Annotated in this window: 12 protein-coding genes; 7 read left to right on the forward strand and 5 right to left on the reverse strand. The window is 68.5% G+C overall.

The features are described from left to right. Positions 1-83: 83 nt before the first annotated feature. Together AC3DEZ_RS16845 and AC3DEZ_RS16850 are read right to left on the reverse strand one after the other, a co-directional pair. Positions 84-560 carry a low molecular weight protein-tyrosine-phosphatase gene (locus AC3DEZ_RS16845; protein WP_488389256.1) on the reverse strand — a complete coding sequence of 159 codons (477 nt, stop codon included), beginning with the start codon at positions 558-560 and terminating at the stop codon, positions 84-86. 547 nt (positions 561-1,107) lie between these two features. Next, a complete protein-coding gene (locus AC3DEZ_RS16850; protein WP_488389257.1) occupies positions 1,108-1,719 on the reverse strand; it encodes a hypothetical protein in 612 nt (203 codons plus the stop codon). Between the two features lie 216 nt (positions 1,720-1,935). On the opposite strand from AC3DEZ_RS16850, the gene AC3DEZ_RS16855 reads away from it, so the two are divergent. Next, entirely contained in the window at positions 1,936-2,232 is a 297-nt protein-coding gene (locus AC3DEZ_RS16855) for a hypothetical protein (protein WP_488389258.1), read from the forward strand. A gap of 367 nt (positions 2,233-2,599) precedes the next feature. After that, positions 2,600-2,929, forward strand: a complete 330-nt coding sequence (locus tag AC3DEZ_RS16860; protein WP_488389259.1) for a hypothetical protein — start codon at positions 2,600-2,602, stop codon at positions 2,927-2,929. A gap of 6 nt (positions 2,930-2,935) precedes the next feature. Here the strand turns inward: AC3DEZ_RS16860 and AC3DEZ_RS16865 are convergent, their stop codons facing one another. After that, entirely contained in the window at positions 2,936-5,890 is a 2,955-nt protein-coding gene (locus tag AC3DEZ_RS16865; protein WP_488389260.1) for a bifunctional diguanylate cyclase/phosphodiesterase, read from the reverse strand. A gap of 72 nt (positions 5,891-5,962) precedes the next feature. Further along, the gene (locus AC3DEZ_RS16870; RefSeq protein ID WP_488389261.1) at positions 5,963-6,463 is read right to left on the reverse strand and encodes an MgtC/SapB family protein; all 501 of its coding nucleotides are present in this window, start codon (positions 6,461-6,463) and stop codon (positions 5,963-5,965) included. Between the two features lie 130 nt (positions 6,464-6,593). On the opposite strand from AC3DEZ_RS16870, the gene otsB reads away from it, so the two are divergent. The 4 genes from otsB to AC3DEZ_RS16890 are packed head-to-tail and all read left to right on the forward strand — an operon-like array spanning position 6,594 to position 11,988. Further along, the gene (gene otsB, locus AC3DEZ_RS16875; protein ID WP_488389262.1) at positions 6,594-7,358 is read left to right on the forward strand and encodes a trehalose-phosphatase; all 765 of its coding nucleotides are present in this window, start codon (positions 6,594-6,596) and stop codon (positions 7,356-7,358) included. After that, positions 7,355-8,812 carry an alpha,alpha-trehalose-phosphate synthase (UDP-forming) gene (locus tag AC3DEZ_RS16880; RefSeq protein WP_488389263.1) on the forward strand — a complete coding sequence of 486 codons (1,458 nt, stop codon included), beginning with the start codon at positions 7,355-7,357 and terminating at the stop codon, positions 8,810-8,812. Before otsB ends, AC3DEZ_RS16880 begins: the two co-directional genes overlap by 4 nt. Further along, entirely contained in the window at positions 8,809-9,864 is a 1,056-nt protein-coding gene (locus tag AC3DEZ_RS16885) for a glycosyltransferase family 4 protein (protein WP_488389264.1), read from the forward strand. The genes AC3DEZ_RS16880 and AC3DEZ_RS16885 overlap by 4 nt, the downstream gene beginning before the upstream one ends. 3 nt (positions 9,865-9,867) lie before the next feature. Next, positions 9,868-11,988, forward strand: coding sequence for an amylo-alpha-1,6-glucosidase (locus tag AC3DEZ_RS16890; RefSeq protein ID WP_488389265.1), 2,121 nt, complete (start codon positions 9,868-9,870; stop codon positions 11,986-11,988). Between the two features lie 5 nt (positions 11,989-11,993). Here AC3DEZ_RS16890 and AC3DEZ_RS16895 read toward each other — a convergent pair whose 3' ends face one another. Continuing rightward, positions 11,994-13,946 carry a mechanosensitive ion channel family protein gene (locus AC3DEZ_RS16895; protein ID WP_488389266.1) on the reverse strand — a complete coding sequence of 651 codons (1,953 nt, stop codon included), beginning with the start codon at positions 13,944-13,946 and terminating at the stop codon, positions 11,994-11,996. Positions 13,947-14,183: 237 nt separating this feature from the next. Between AC3DEZ_RS16895 and AC3DEZ_RS16900 the strand changes: the two genes are divergently transcribed. Further along, positions 14,184-14,639 carry an RES family NAD+ phosphorylase gene (locus AC3DEZ_RS16900; RefSeq protein ID WP_488389267.1) on the forward strand — a complete coding sequence of 152 codons (456 nt, stop codon included), beginning with the start codon at positions 14,184-14,186 and terminating at the stop codon, positions 14,637-14,639. Positions 14,640-14,820: the final 181 nt, after the last annotated feature.

Consider the following 14,820-nt stretch of genomic DNA (forward strand, 5'->3'; position numbering starts at 1 on the left):
GTGTTAGTGGATCGTTCTGTCGGGAATCTACGGACAGCATCTTGATGAGCGCATGAAAGCGCGACGTGCGCACGGGTAACCGCTCAGCTGTGTGCAGGTACCGCGCACATTCGTGAACCGGAGTTCATCGGCATGCGTTGACACCACGCGCGCGCGGATGCATCGATGAGGTCGAAGGTGCGCGCGAATTCCTCGCGCGATCTTCCGCAGGGGTCGCGTATCTCGCGTGCCCCGGCCCAGCGTCCGAGCAGATGCATGCGGGCGCGCAATGGCGGGGCTATGGCGGCAAGCGCGCGCAGTTGCCGGTTTTCCATCGCCAGCACGAGATCCGCCTCGGCCAGCATCCGCAAATCGATCTGGCGGGCGGAATGGTGATCCAATCGAAGACCATTTTCATTCAACAGTTCGGCGGCCATCGGATGCACGCCATCGCCGACGCGCGCGGCCAGGCCCGCCGAGCGCACGTGCGCCTCCCCGGCCCGCCAATGAGCGCGCAGGATCGCTTCCGCCATGGGACTCCGGCAGATATTGCCGACACAGACAATCAGTACGCGGTACATCGCCACTTCAAGGATGGGGTGTGGTGCAGCCTGCCAGTCGCGGCGTGTCGAGCGTGTATGCGCTGGCTCTTCACGTGCTCGTCAACATCTCCGTTCCAAGAGGGTCCAGGCGGATGAACGTGGTTCCGTCATGCGCGTGTGCCCTCTTCTTGGCAGGAAGGAATGGCGACCCGTCTTTTCGTCATTCCGGTGAAAGCCGGTACCCATGGCGTTCCGCCACGCGTCGTCCATGCGTCGATGGGTGATGACGGACATCCCATTTGTTTTTCCGGTGACGCAGGCGGGGCCGGGGATGGCTCATCCGGATCTCCCTGTCCATTCCACCATTGATCGATGTGAGGCCTTCCCATGCCCCTGCTGAGAGTCCGCCTGACCGGAAGAGAAGCCGACGCAGCGGGGAACGCCTGGGCTTGGCGGTGGAGTTCGTCGACGCGTTCTGAGTCGTGGCCCGGCCGCGGTACATGCACCCGCGGCCGTCGTCCCCCGCCACACGCCCGGCGCGAAGCCGGACGCGGGCGGGTTCCCGCACACGCGGCGCAGGTGTCGCCTACATCATCTTGTCGCGCGACTGTTCCGCGCGGGCGGCGCCGATGGCGGTTTCGACGTTGCGTTCCTCCTCCGGCGGCGGCAGCACGGCCGGCAGGCCCAGCGACTGGATCCACAGCTCACGCGCCCAGCCCCGCGTGTGGTAGAGGTGATGATCCTCCTGCTTCTCCACCTGGTCATGCGCGGCCTTGAGGATTCTTCCTTCCTGCTTGCCGGCCTTCCCGGCCACACGACCGATCAGCTCCCAGTTCTGGTGGTCCTTGGTTTCGGCCAGCACCACGCATTCGGCCGCCACCAGTTCCGCCGCGGCGCCGCCCGCGTTGGCCATCGCCATTTCGATGGCTTCCACCAGGGAACGGCCCTGATGGGCGACCACGTCACGACCGGGGCTGGCGGCCTCCGGATCCTTGCCCAGCTGCTCGAAGACCGCCAGCAGGATCTGTTCATGCTGGCGGGTTTCCTCCAGATACTTCCGCCATTCTTCCTTCAGGTCCTCGTTCCGGGCCGCCTCGAGCGCGGCCGTGTAGACCTGGATGCCGCCGCGCTCGGTTTCCAGCGCCTGCAGCAGCAGTTCATTCACCTGGGTCTGGTCGGTCATGGATGAGCGTGCCATCGGATACTCCTTGCCGTCGGGTGGGAGAACAATCGCGTGGCGGATGCCGCGCCGATGATGTTCTAGCGCCCCGCGTGCAAACAGGCCGTGACAGGGATGCGCGAATGCATGCATCGCCTCTTAACGGAAACGATGCCGGATGCACACACGCTCTTGCCGGACGCGGGAGTAGAAGTTCATTTCCCGCCATCGCGTGCGCGGCACGCCGGAGTTCACATGAACCTGTCTGCGGATTCCGCCTGCTGTTATCTGCCCGAACGGCAGCCTCCGGTGAATGTGCCGCTCTCCATCTACGCCTGTTCGAACGACGACATCACCGGTTGGTTCAGTGGCCGCTACGACGGTCGCGCCTGGCACGCCGACATGTCGTCGGGCGAAGAGGAAGGCTGGTATGTGCTCGGCTGGCGTCAGCCCCATGCGCCGCTCGACACCGCCTGCGTTGACTGCGACGGGCTGTCGACGCACCCGCTGGGCCACGAGCCGCCACTTCTGCGCGCGGCGCCGGTCGCGTGATCGTCCGGCAACGTGGTTCGGACGCCTGGCGATGAATCCCGGCGATGAACCCGCTCCCGCCAGCGTCCGCTTGTTAACGAAGCCTGGACTGTTCCTGCACTCCGGATTTCCGACGGCGGGCGCATGCTCTTCCGCGTGGAAGCCGGAAAACAGCCCGGCTGGCTGCGCATTCAGTGGAAACGACGCCTCGCGAACGACCCTTGACCGGCAGCCCCACAGGAGAACCGGCCTCAGGCCTCACCGGCCGACAGGAACGGCGGGTCAACCCTCGTCTGGATCGCCATCCGGTTCTCCGCTTCCTCTGCACACCTTCTCTTGATGCCCGCGCCGGAAAGTGGATGCCTGCCAATCCGAGCGGGAGACGCGCATGGGCAAGGTCTCGATTGAAACGCGCCTGGCCGAACTGGAGGCGGCCTGGCGCCGCCTGGAACCGGCGACGGACCACCGCATCCGGCGGCAGGACCAGCTGGTGGAACACCTGCTGGAGCACTTCGGCAGAATCCAGGGGCAACTCGCGGTGATGGGCTACGTGGCCTCGACCGTCCTGCAGTCCGTGGACGAACCGGTGCAGACCCGGCTGATCGCCTGCCTGCAGGTCGCCGCGGAGAACTTTCCGACCGGCCTGCCCCCGCATTTCGAGGACGGTTTCCGGGAATCCGCCGAAGCGCTGATTCCCGACATCTGGAGCCTGCACTGATCGGATTCAGCCGCCCTGGCGACGTTCCGGAACCGCCGCGCCGGCAAGGTGCTCCAGGGTGCGCGCCAGATCCATCGGCCGCGCCAGCAGGTAGCCCTGCACCTGATCGCAATGATGGCGGTGCAGCCAGTCGAGCTGGGCCTGGGTTTCCACGCCTTCCGCCACCAGGGTCAGACCCAGGCTGTGCCCCAGTGAAATCATCGCGTGGCAGATCGCCGCGCTGCGATCGTCATCGGCGACGTTGCGCACGAACGCCTGATCGATCTTCAGCGCGTCCAGGGGCAGCTGGTGCAGGTAGGACATGCTGGAAAAACCGGTCCCGAAATCGTCCAGCGAGGTGCAGATGCCGTGCTTCTGCAGGGTCCGCAGCGTGCGCATCGTGCTTTCAGGGCTGTCCAGCAGCATGCTTTCGGTGACTTCGATGTGCAGCGCTCCCCGCGGCAGGCCGAAACGTTCATGCAGGCGGATCAGGCGATCGGCGAAATCCGCGCGGCGCAGTTGCGCCGGCGACACGTTCACCGCGATCGGCAGGCTCGCCCAGCCAGCGTCCACCAGTTTGCGATGGCACCGCGCCGCCTCCTCCATCACCCAGTCGCCCAGCGCCGGAATCAGGCCGGCATCCTCGGACAGCGGGATGAACTGCGACGGCGGCACGAAGCTGCCGTCGGCCTGCGGCCAGCGCAGCAGCGCCTCCAGGCAGACCGGATGGCGGTCCTGCAATCGGTAGATGGGCTGGAAATACAGCATGAAATCGCGCTGTTCTAGCGACACGTGGATACGCCCTATCATGCGCAGCCGCTCGCCGGCGGCCTGCGCCATCCGGGCATCGAACGTCCGGCTGGGAACGCCCTGCGAACGCGCCACGTGCGCGGCCAGCGCGGCATGGCTGACCGCGTTCTCGAATCCGGTGCCATCGAAATGGGCGACGCCGGCCCAGGCTTCCAGGGTACGCCGCGATCCTCCCTGCTCCAGCGGCAGGGTCATCGCCCGGTGCAGCGCGCCGACCGCGGCCTCGACATCGACATCGGGCCGCAGCGCGACCACGAAGGCCTCCGAGGGCACGAACGCGGTCTCGCCCCAGGGATCGGCGAGGGTCTCCAGGCGATTGGCGAGGGTATCCAGCAGCCGGGTCGCCACCGCCTGCCCCAGGCTGTCGGTCACCAGTTCCAGGCCACGCAATTGCAGGTAGGCCAGCGCGTAGGGGCCCTTGCCTTCCGTGGCCAGCCGGGTTTTCAGGCCCGGCAGGTTCAGCAGGCCGGTGGCCGCGTCGTGGCTGGCCCGGTAATTGAGTTCGCGCTCGTACGCCAGTGTTTCGCTGATGTCCTCGGCCAGCACCAGCCGCGCGGATCGGCCGTTGTAGTTGATGGTCTCGGTGCGGACGTGCACGTCGATGACGCTGCCGTCCTTCTTCAGGTGCTTCCACAGCTCGCCCTCGGGTGACGGCGCCGGTTCGCTCGGCGACTGCAGCACATCCACCGAACCGCGCGGCGGGCGGAGATCCAGCACGGTCATCGCCAGGAATTCCTCGCGGCTGTAGCCGTAGTGCCGGACCGCGGCGTCGTTGACCTCCAGGAACCGCAACGTTTCCAGATCGAACACCCAGAACGGCATCGGATTGCGTTCGAACAACAACCGGTACTGCCGCTCGGTTTCCAACGCCCGCGCCTGCGCGCTGCGCTCGTTGGTGATGTCCAGCACCGTGCCGACCATGCCGGTGACATCGCCGGCCTGCTCGATGGTGCCGCCACGGGTCAGCAGCCAACGCACCTGGCCGTCGGGGCGAATCACCCGGTACTCGGCGACGAAGGGCTCGTGGCTCTGCCAGGCCTGCGCGAAACGCGCGCGCAGCGGCTCGCGGTCTTCCGGATGCACCAGCGCGTAGAACTCTTCGTTGCAGGCGCTGTTCCGGTCCGGCGCGAGCCCGAAGATCTCCGACACCTGTTCGGACCACTCCACCCGGGGCGGCGAACGATGCACCCTCCAGCTGCCGGTCCTGCCGATGCGTTGCGCCAGCCGCAGGCCCTCCGCGGTACGTCCCACCTCCGACAGCAGCTGGTTCTGCGCGCGCGCCGCCTGCCTGATGTGGCGCAGCAGGTACAGGAATCCGGCCCAGTACAGCCCGTAGACCGCCAGTGAGCCGAACAGCAGCAGATACCAGTCCCGCAGGATCTCGGCGCGTCCCAATCCCGCGCTGACGAACACGCCGTAGTCGTCCAGGTGCATGCGCGAGGTGATCCGGACCACGCCGTCCACCCCGCTCCGCCGGCTCATCACGCTGGCGGCGTAGGGCGGACCGGCGGGAAGAACGTCCGGATAACGGCGACCGATATAGCGCGCGGCGTCGCGGCTGCGCGCCAGCACCGTGCCGGCATCGTCCATCACCGTCACCACGCCGTCGCGTCCGGTATCCAGGCCGGCGAGCAGGCGCTGGATCTCCGCGATCCGCAGGCGCGTCACGATCCAGCGGCCGTCTTCCATCGCCATCAGCAGCGGCAGCACCCATTCGCCATCCACCTGCTGCAGATCGCCAAAACGCAGCGCGCGCGACCCGGCATCGCGCGATGGCGGAGGCGTCGGCAAGCCGCTGCCGGGCGTGATCGCCTGGCCACGCCCATCCACGATCACGATGCTGTGCAGTTCCTGGTGGCGCTGCACCACCCCGGCCACCGCTTCGCCGAGCAGGACCGGCGCGGATTCGGGCACGGTGCGGAACGCCTGTCCGGCGTCACCGGCGATGCCGGCCATGGCGCGTTCGAGATTGCGCAGTTCGAGCCCCAGAAGTCGTTCGGTGCCTTCGGCCAGCGCCATGCTCTGGCGCCGGGCGGCATCCAGGCGCAGTTGGTGATCCCGGTAGACGAGATAGCCGAGCAGATATGCGAGCACGAGCGCCAGCACGACGCCCGACCAGGCGACCGTGCGAGTGGAGCGAACTATAGGCAAATCCTTGCGCGTATCCGTCATGGCAACAATGAGTGGCCAGGCAGCGGAAATGGTCAAACGTCCCCTGGAGCGGGAAGATACCTCCGATGGCGCTCAAGCGGAAGCCCGCCGGGGCGACCCGCCTCCCGGCGGCCGGCGCCGGGCGATCAGGCGTTCGATCCAGGCCAGCAGCACCAGCACCGACAGGGTCGCGGCGGTGATGAGCAAGGCCAGCACGTTGTAGTCGAATCCCACCGCCACCCCGATCACCGCGACCATCAGCAGCGAGGCGGCGGTGGTGATGCCCGTCACGGTCGCCGCGCCGCGCTGGGCGAAGATGGTGCCGGCGCCGATGAAGGACACGCCGGCGATCACCGCTTCCACCAGACGGAACGGATCCACGACCAGCGCGGGGCTTTCCTCACGCATGCTCTCGGCCATCACCAGATCGCCGATGCCGACCAGGAACGCCGCCGCGCCGCCCACCAGCATGTGGGTACGAAAACCGGCGGGACGGTTCTTGATCTCGCGCTCCACCCCGATGCTGCCCGCCAACGCCATCGCGTACAGCACTTCCAGCAAAACATTCAGTTGTCCCGCCAGTTCCGATGCCATGTCGTCACCTCGCCGGTTCGCGTCCATCGCAGCCTCGCGCGGGCCCGGTCAATGGGCCGTGCGCGAAATGTTGTCGATGGATGAAGACCCATCCACGCGACGCTCACGCCACGCTACCTAGGATGAAAGCATGGAAAGCGAAAGTACCCTGGCAGCGGAACCACCGCTGATCGAGGATGACTGGGCGCTGTTCCTGGATGTCGACGGCTCGCTCGCCGAACATGCGCCCACGCCGGACGAAGTGCGGATAGATCCCGTCATCAAGCAGGCTCTGCCGGCGCTGTCGCGCAAATGCGGCGGTGCGTTGGCCCTGGTCAGTGGACGCACGGTGGCTGCGCTCGACGCGCTGTTCGCGCCGGTCGGGATTGTCTCCATCGCCGGCCTGCACGGGCTGGAGCGGCGCTCGGAATCCGGCTGGGAGCCCGCGCCCGCGATGGATGCCCCGTTCCTCGCGTTGGCCGCGGAAGCCGAGGCGATCGCCCACCGCTTCCCCGGCGCGCTGGTGGAATGCCGCGGTGGTTGCCTGTTCCTGCACTGGCGCGCGGCGCCGCGGGCGGCGACGGCGCTCGCCGCGTTCGCCGACGGACTGCGCGCCCGGTTGCCGCGGCACCGGTTGCATCCCGGCGCGCACGGCATCGAGATCCGTCCGATCGGCATGGACAAGGGCGAGGCCATCGCCGCGTTCATGGCGACGTCGCCGTTCCTGGGCCGGAGGCCCGCCTTCATCGGCGACGACCCCGCCGACGAGCCGGGATTCGCGCGGGTCAACACGCACGACGGGGTCAGCGTGCTGGTCGGCGCGGCACGGCCCACCGCCGCGCGCTATCGGCTGGCGAACCCGGGCGATGTCCGGCGCTGGCTGCTCGACTCATTGCAAGACGAGGTAATCGCATGAACATCGATTCACGATCGCGTTCGACACGCGGTGATCGCGCGGATACGGGACGCATCGTGCTGGTGTCCAACCGGGTGGCGTTGCCCGGGGAAACCCAGACCGGCGGCCTGGCCGTGGCGCTGGCGGCGGCGATGGACGATGGCCCGGCGCTGTGGCTGGGCTGGAGCGGGCGCATCGCCAGCGATGCCCGCCTGCCGCTGGAAACCACGCGTGCCGGGCGCCTCGAATACGCGCTGCTCGACCTGCCCGCGGATGACTTCGAAGCGTACTACCACGGCTTCGCCAATCGTGTGCTGTGGCCCCTGTTCCACTACCGGATCGATCTGGTCGACTATCACCGCGAACAGCACGAAGCCTGGCTGCGGGTGAACCGGCGCTTCGCCGAGGCGCTGGCCCGACAGCTGCGGGCGGACGATACCGTGTGGATACACGACTACCACCTGATCCCGCTGGCGCGCTGCCTGCGCGGACTCGGGGTGCGCAACCGGATCGGATTCTTCCTGCACATTCCGATGCCGCCACCGGACGTGCTGTGCGCCCTGCCCGCCCATCGCGATCTGCTGGGCGCGCTGGCCTGCTACGACCTGGCCGGCTTCCAGACCCGCGCGGATCTCGACAACTATCGCCATGCGCTGCGCCAGCAGGGCATCACCAGCCACGGCCGCAGCGGCGCGTTTCCGATCGGCATCGATGTCGAGGCGGTCGCCGCCCAGGCGCGGAGCGGCGACGCGGAACGGGCCGAACGCGAGCTGCGTGCGAGCCTGTCCGGGCGCAGGCTGGCGATCGGCGTGGATCGGCTGGACTATTCCAAGGGCCTGCCGGAACGCTTCCGCGCCTTCGAGCGGCACCTCGAAAGCGGCGCGTCCTCCGCGGGCCAGCTGACGTATCTGCAGATCGCGCCGCCCAGCCGCACCCGCGTTCCCGAGTACCAGGACGTGCGACGCGAGCTCGAAGGCCTGGCCGGCCATATCAACGGCCGCCACGCCAAACCGGAATGGACCCCGATCCGCTACGTCAACGACAGCTTTCCGCAGCCCGTCCTGGCCGGCTTCCACCGCGCCGCCGCGATCGGCCTGGTGACGCCGCTGCGCGATGGCATGAACCTGGTCGCCAAGGAGTACCTTGCCGCCCAGTCCCCGCAGGATCCCGGCGTGCTGGTGCTGTCGCGCTTCGCCGGCGCGGCCGAGGAACTGGCGGAGGCGCTGATCGTCAATCCGCATGATCTCGATGCCGTCGCCGAAGCCATCGACGCCGCCGCGGGCATGCCGTTGCGGGAGCGTCAGGATCGCTGGCAGGCGCTGATGGCGCGCCTGCGCGACAACGACGTGGGCCATTGGGCGCGCCATTTCCTCGACACCCTGCGCACGGATCCGCCGCGCCGCGGCGGCGGCGCCATCACCACCGCGCTTCCCGGACCGCATGCCGGTGCGCTCGCCGGAGTATCGTTGCGATGAGAATTGCGCAGATTTCCCCGCTGCTGGAAGCGGTCCCGCCGCGCCTGTACGGCGGCACCGAACGGGTGGTCTCCTATCTGACCGAAGCGCTGGTGGCCGCCGGCCACGAGGTGACGTTGTTCGCCTCCGGCGACTCGCGGACTTCCGCCACCCTGGCGCCGGGGCGCGACAGCGCGATCCGGCTGGACGAATCTCCGCTGAAATCGCCGGTGGCCGCGCACCTGGCGATGCTCTCCGACGTGGCGCGGCGCGCGCCGGAGTTCGACATCCTGCATTTCCACATCGATCTGTTGCCGTTCCCGCTGTTCGAGCCGTTCGCGGCGCGCACCGTGAGCACCCTGCACGGCCGCCAGGACAAGAAGGATCTGCCCGCCTACTACCGGCGCTGGCCGGAGTTTCCGCTGGTGTCCATCTCCGAAAGCCAGCGCAAGCCGATTCCATGGGCCAACTGGCTGGGCACGGTCTACCACGGCCTGCCCGAGGATCTGTATGCGCCGGCTCCGGCGCCGAGCGGCGACTACCTCGCCTTCCTCGGCCGCGTGTCGCGCGACAAGCGGCTGGACCGGGCCATCGCGATCGCGCGCCGGGTCGGCCTGCCGCTGCGCATCGCGGCCAAGGTGGACACCCATGACCGCGTCTACTTCCGCGAAACCATCCGTCCGTTGCTCGAACAGGAAGGCGCGGAGTTCATCGGCGAGATCAACGACAGCGAGAAACCGGCATTCCTCGGCAACGCGCGCGCCCTGCTGTTCCCGATCGACTGGCCGGAACCTTTCGGACTGGTGATGATCGAGGCGATGGCCTGCGGCACGCCGGTGATCGGCTGGCGCTGCGGTTCGGTGCCGGAAGTGGTGGACGAAGGCGTCACCGGCCACATCGTCGATTCGATCGCGGCCGCCGTGGCGGCGGTGGAAAAAGTGGATCGACTGCCCCGCGCACGCATCCGCGAGACCTTCGAACGGCGCTTTTCCGCCACCGCGATGGCGCATGACTACATCGCGCTGTACGAGACCCTGCTCGCGCGTCCGGACCTGCGCATGGCCAAGGGTTGAACGATGGATTCCGCCGCCGATGCCGCCCTGTATACCCGCTATGTACTGAAGGACGGCGACAGTTTCCTGGTCTCCAACAGTTACGGCGACATCGCCGGTCCCGCCGAGGGATTCTTCATCAGCGACACGCGGGTGCTTTCCGGCTATCAGCTGCGGCTGGGCGATGAAGCGCCGACCCTGCTGAGCGCGGCGGTGACCCAGGACAACGTGCTGTTCGTCGCCCACCTCACCAACCGGGCACTGTCGCCGCTGGACGAGGCCGGCACGCCGCAGGGGTTGATTCATATCAGCCGCAACCGCTTCCTGTGCCAGGAGCGGATGTACGAGCGCATCAGCTGCGTCAACTACGGCGAGCAGCGTGTCACCCTGCCGCTGCGCTTCCGCCTGGCCGCCGACTTCTGGGACATGTTCGAAGTGCGCGGCAGCCGCCGCCCCGCGCGGGGGCGCCTGATGGAGCCGGAGCCCGGCGAGATCGGCTACGGCTTCCGCTACGTGGGGCTGGACAACGTCGAGCGCGCCGCCTACATCCGCTTCTCGTTGCCGCCGACATTCGCCGCGACCGGCGAACTGGAGTTCCCGCTGGCGCTGGAACCGGACGAGGTCCGCGAGTTCTACATCGAGGCCGGCGCGGACGCCGGTGAGCCGCCTTCGCGCGAGCGCTACCGCTACCAGGCCGCGCTCGCCCGCCGCCGCATGCGTTCGCGCCAGCGTCGCGGCGCGCGCATCGTCAGCAGCGGACCGCTGTTCGATCAATGGATGCGCCAGTCGCGTTCCGATCTAGCCCTGCTGACCAGCGATCTGGAAACCGGTCCCTACCCCTATGCGGGCATTCCGTGGTTCTCCACGCCGTTCGGCCGCGACGCCGTCATCACCGCGTTGCAGACCCTGTGGGTGGATCCGGGTCTGGCGCGCGGCGTGCTGCGGTTCCTCGCCGAGCACCAGGCCAAGGAGGACGCGCCGTTCCTGGATGCCTCGCCCGGCAAGATCATGCACGAGACCCGCAAGGGCGAGATGTCCAGCCTGCGCGAACTGCCATTCGGGCTGTACTACGGCGGCGTGGACACCACCCCGCTGTTCGTGATGCTCGCGCACGCGTACTGGCGCCGCACCGGCGACGATGCGTTCATCCGCGCCTTGTGGCCCTCGCTGGCGGCGGCCATCGGCTGGGTGGAGCGGGTCTGCGACGCCAATCCGCTGGGCCTGCTGGACTACGCGCGTGGCGAAAGCAGCGGACTGAGCAACCAGGGCTGGAAGGACAGCGGCGACTCGGTCTTCCACGCCGACGGGCGGCTCGCGCCGGGTCCGATCGCCCTGGTCGAGGTGCAGGGTTATGCGTATGCGGCCCTGCGCGGCATGGCGGCGCTGGCGCCGACCGCCGGCGGCCACGAACGCGCCGCGGCGTCGTGGGCCGCGCGCGCGGAGCGCCTGCGGCAGACGGTGGAGGATCGGTTCTGGGACGAGGAGCGGAAGTTCTACGGCCTGGCGATCGACGGCGACGGCCAGTTGTGCCGTGTGCGCACCAGCAATCCGGGCCACCTGCTGTATACCGGCCTGGCCGCGCCGGAACGCGCCGCCGGCACCGCCGCGCAGTTGCTGTCCTCCGCCTTCTTCACCGGCTGGGGCGTGCGCACCGTCGCCCGCGGCGAGGCGCGCTACAACCCCATCTCCTACCACAACGGTTCGGTGTGGCCGCACGACAACGCGATCTGCGCCAGCGGCATCGCCCGCAGCGGCTTCCGCGGCGGCGCGCCGCGGCTGCTGCGGGGCGCGTTCGAGGCTGCGGTGCATTTCGACATGCGCCTGCCCGAACTATTCTGCGGCTTCTCGCGCACCCAGGGCGCGCCACCCGTCGCCTATCCGGTCGCCTGCCTGCCGCAGGCGTGGGCGGCGGGATCCGCCCTGATGCTGTTGCAAGCCTGCCTGGGCATCGAGATCGACGGCCGCCGCGAGATGGTGGAGATCAACCAGCCCGAGCTGCCGCCGGGCATCGAGGATGTCACCGTCACCGACCTCAGGCTCGGCAAACGACGTTTCGACCTGACCTTCCGCAAGGTCGACGAACGCATCAGCGTGTTCGCCGAGGGCGAAGGTGCGCCCGGCCTGGCGGTGTGCCTCCGCCAGTAGCGGCCTCAGGCCAGCGGCACCCCCGCCGCCGGCAACCGCCGCAGCAGTTCGTACAGCAGCGCGCCGCGCACCGCCGCGACCTGGCGCGGCCCCTCCACGTAGACCGACAGGTTGAAGAAGATCTTGTTGTCCTTGACTTCTTCCACCAGCACCAGCGGTTCCGGCCGCGGCAGCACGTCGGCGTTGGCGCCGATCACCTCGTGCGCCACCGCGACCGCCTTCTCCACATCGGTGGTGGCCGCGGGCAGCGGCAGCAGGATCTTCACCAGTCCCTCCGCGCGGGTCAGGGTGCGGTTGCGCACCACCTTGGTGATCAGTTCCGAGTTGGGCACCAGCACCGTGGTGCGATCGGCCATGGTGATCTCGGTGGCGCGCACGTTGATGCGGCGCACATCGCCTTCGGCGTCGCCCACCACCACCCAGTCGCCCACCCTGACCGGGCGTTCGGCCAGCAGGATCAGGCCGGAGATGAAGTTCTGCACGATCGCCTGCAGGCCGAAACCGATGCCCACGGTCAACGCGCTGGCGATCCAGGTGATCTTGTCCAGCCCCACGCCCATCGCCGCCAGCGCCATCGATATGGCGATCACCACGCCGGCATAGCGGACGACCGACACCAGCGACGCGCTCATGCCCGGATCCAGCCGCGTGGTCGGCAGGTAGCGGCCGTTGAACCAGTGCCCGAACAGGCGCGTGGCGATCATCACCACCGCGAACACCAGCAGTGCACGCACCAGATCGTCCGCGCCCAGCCTCAACTGGCCCATCGCGATCACCGCCGATCCCGGATGCAGGCGGCCGAACAGTTCCGCCGGTCCCAGGCCATAGGGCGCCGCCAGCAGCACCAGCGCGCCGAGCACCAGCAACAGTCGCACCGCGCCGTAGACAAGCGCGCCGAACTGATCGACCTTGCGCGGCTCCAGTCCCAGGCGCCATGCCAGCATCCGGCCCGCCCGGCCGCTGCCACCCAGATAGGCGTCGATGACATCGCCGCTGGCGACCGCCAGCAGGTAGACGAACACGAGGACCACGCCGCCCCACAGGGTCTGCTTGATCAGGAAACTGCCGGCGGCGTAGTAACCCGACACGGTGGCGACGAGGCTGGCGAGAATCAGCGCCCAGCCCAGCAGGATCACCATCCGCAGCAGGACGCGATGGCGGGCCCGCGGCGCGGCCGCCGGATCGGCGCGCAGCGCCAGTCCCAGCCGCGACCAGACGCTGGCCAGCGCGGCCGCCAGGAACAGGGTCAGGATCGCGGTGGACAGTTGCAGCGCCTGTCCGCGCGCGGGCAGCCATCGCACCAGCAATATCTCCGCCCACGTCGCCAGTGCGACCGATCCGGCCAGCAGCCAGGGGACGTGGCGCATGCGTGCGGCCGCTTCGTCCGGAATGTCCGGCAGGCGCAGGCCGGCATCGCCACAGGACAGGACGTTGCGGCCCAGGCTGGCCATGAACACGGCGAACACGCATACCCCGGTGAGCGGCCCGAGCAAGCCCGGCAGCGGCGACCCCGCCGGCGCGTTCCACGCGATGATCTGCAACAGCAGGGTCACCGCGAACGCGCTGGCCACGGTCACGCCCGTCACCCGCAGCAATGCGGTCAGCGAACGCCGGATGCGTCCTTCCGGCAGGCGCGGAGCCAGCCTCGCGACCAGCCGCGGAATGCTCCACAGCGCGCCCGCCCACAGCACCAGCACGAGCAACACCGGCATCCCGGTGCGCATGCCGGACTGGGCACGCAGGTCACGCCATGCGGCCGCGGCGTGGCGCTCCATCGTCGGCATCGCGCGGGCTGCGTCGGCCGCCGCGCCTTGCCACACGCGACGGCTGTACAACGGCGGGCTGTCGCGTTCTCCCACGTCTTCCAGCACCTCGCGGGCGGTGGCCTGCACATCGTCTGGCGCGGCAACCGGCATGGGGCGATCGGTCGCGGTCGCGGTGACGCCGAAAAGCAGCATCAGCCCGATGGCGGTCCCCCTGCGCCACGCCCGGGCGAACCCGGCGCTTCGGCTGTCCGATGTCGAATTTCGTTTCGGTGATGCGGGAAACGCGCGCATGGTCGACCGGAGTTGGAGGATTCCGACCCTAACCGAGCCCGCGAACCCGTCATGTGAAGAATACGTCTCCGATTGCACGCCGCCTTCGCACGTATCGTCCGATCATCGCCGCAGCGATGCGCAGCAGGGCGACGTGTCATGTCGAAAGAAACCATCCCCGCCTTCGTGATGGTGGAGGACACCGCCGTCACCCACGTGTTTTCCGCCAGTGACCGCCCCGGCCGCTGGACCTCCGGGCGCTTGCCCGTCATCTACGCGTCCCGCGCCGCGGCGGCGGCGCTGCTCGAGCATCGCGCGCACCTGGAAAGCACGCCGGTCAACGAACTGAAACTGATCGAGGCCGACCTGCCCGCCGATTCGCTGCACGTCATCGAGGTCGGCGAGGCGCTGCAATGGCGCGAGCGGCCCTATCGCCCCGAAGTGCAGGCGCTGGGCGATGCCTGGCTGGCGACCGGCAACACGCTGCTGGCGCAGGTGCCGAGCGCACTGTGTCCCCGCGAGCACAATCTGTTGATCAATCCGCGCCATCCGTTGTTCTCCGAAATCCGGTATCGGGCCGCGCTTCGCTTCCGGATGGATCAGCGCCTGGCGTGACGCGGCGGGGCGTGCCTCCGCGCACGCATTCATCTTCACGACGCACCGACGCCCATCCGGACGGCGACGACTCACCTTCATGAACATCAACATCGCATGCACGTGATGGCGGCATGTGGCCGGGTCCGCTTCGCGTTGCCCTAACAGCGATTCCGCGATGCTTCCGATCTGATGATCCACG

This window comes from Pseudoxanthomonas sp. 134C1, from assembly GCF_057773065.1.

Coding starts and splice junctions, on each gene's coding strand:
- AC3DEZ_RS16870 (WP_488389261.1), bottom strand. CDS start 6,463: ATGGCATCGGAACTGGCGGGACAACTGAATGTTTTGCTGGAAGTGCTG.
- otsB (WP_488389262.1), top strand. CDS start 6,594: ATGGAAAGCGAAAGTACCCTGGCAGCGGAACCACCGCTGATCGAGGAT.
- AC3DEZ_RS16895 (WP_488389266.1), bottom strand. CDS start 13,946: ATGCTGCTTTTCGGCGTCACCGCGACCGCGACCGATCGCCCCATGCCG.
- AC3DEZ_RS16890 (WP_488389265.1), top strand. CDS start 9,868: ATGGATTCCGCCGCCGATGCCGCCCTGTATACCCGCTATGTACTGAAG.
- AC3DEZ_RS16880 (WP_488389263.1), top strand. CDS start 7,355: ATGAACATCGATTCACGATCGCGTTCGACACGCGGTGATCGCGCGGAT.
- AC3DEZ_RS16865 (WP_488389260.1), bottom strand. CDS start 5,890: ATGACGGATACGCGCAAGGATTTGCCTATAGTTCGCTCCACTCGCACG.
- AC3DEZ_RS16900 (WP_488389267.1), top strand. CDS start 14,184: ATGTCGAAAGAAACCATCCCCGCCTTCGTGATGGTGGAGGACACCGCC.
- AC3DEZ_RS16860 (WP_488389259.1), top strand. CDS start 2,600: ATGGGCAAGGTCTCGATTGAAACGCGCCTGGCCGAACTGGAGGCGGCC.
- AC3DEZ_RS16845 (WP_488389256.1), bottom strand. CDS start 560: ATGTACCGCGTACTGATTGTCTGTGTCGGCAATATCTGCCGGAGTCCC.
- AC3DEZ_RS16855 (WP_488389258.1), top strand. CDS start 1,936: ATGAACCTGTCTGCGGATTCCGCCTGCTGTTATCTGCCCGAACGGCAG.
- AC3DEZ_RS16885 (WP_488389264.1), top strand. CDS start 8,809: ATGAGAATTGCGCAGATTTCCCCGCTGCTGGAAGCGGTCCCGCCGCGC.
- AC3DEZ_RS16850 (WP_488389257.1), bottom strand. CDS start 1,719: ATGGCACGCTCATCCATGACCGACCAGACCCAGGTGAATGAACTGCTG.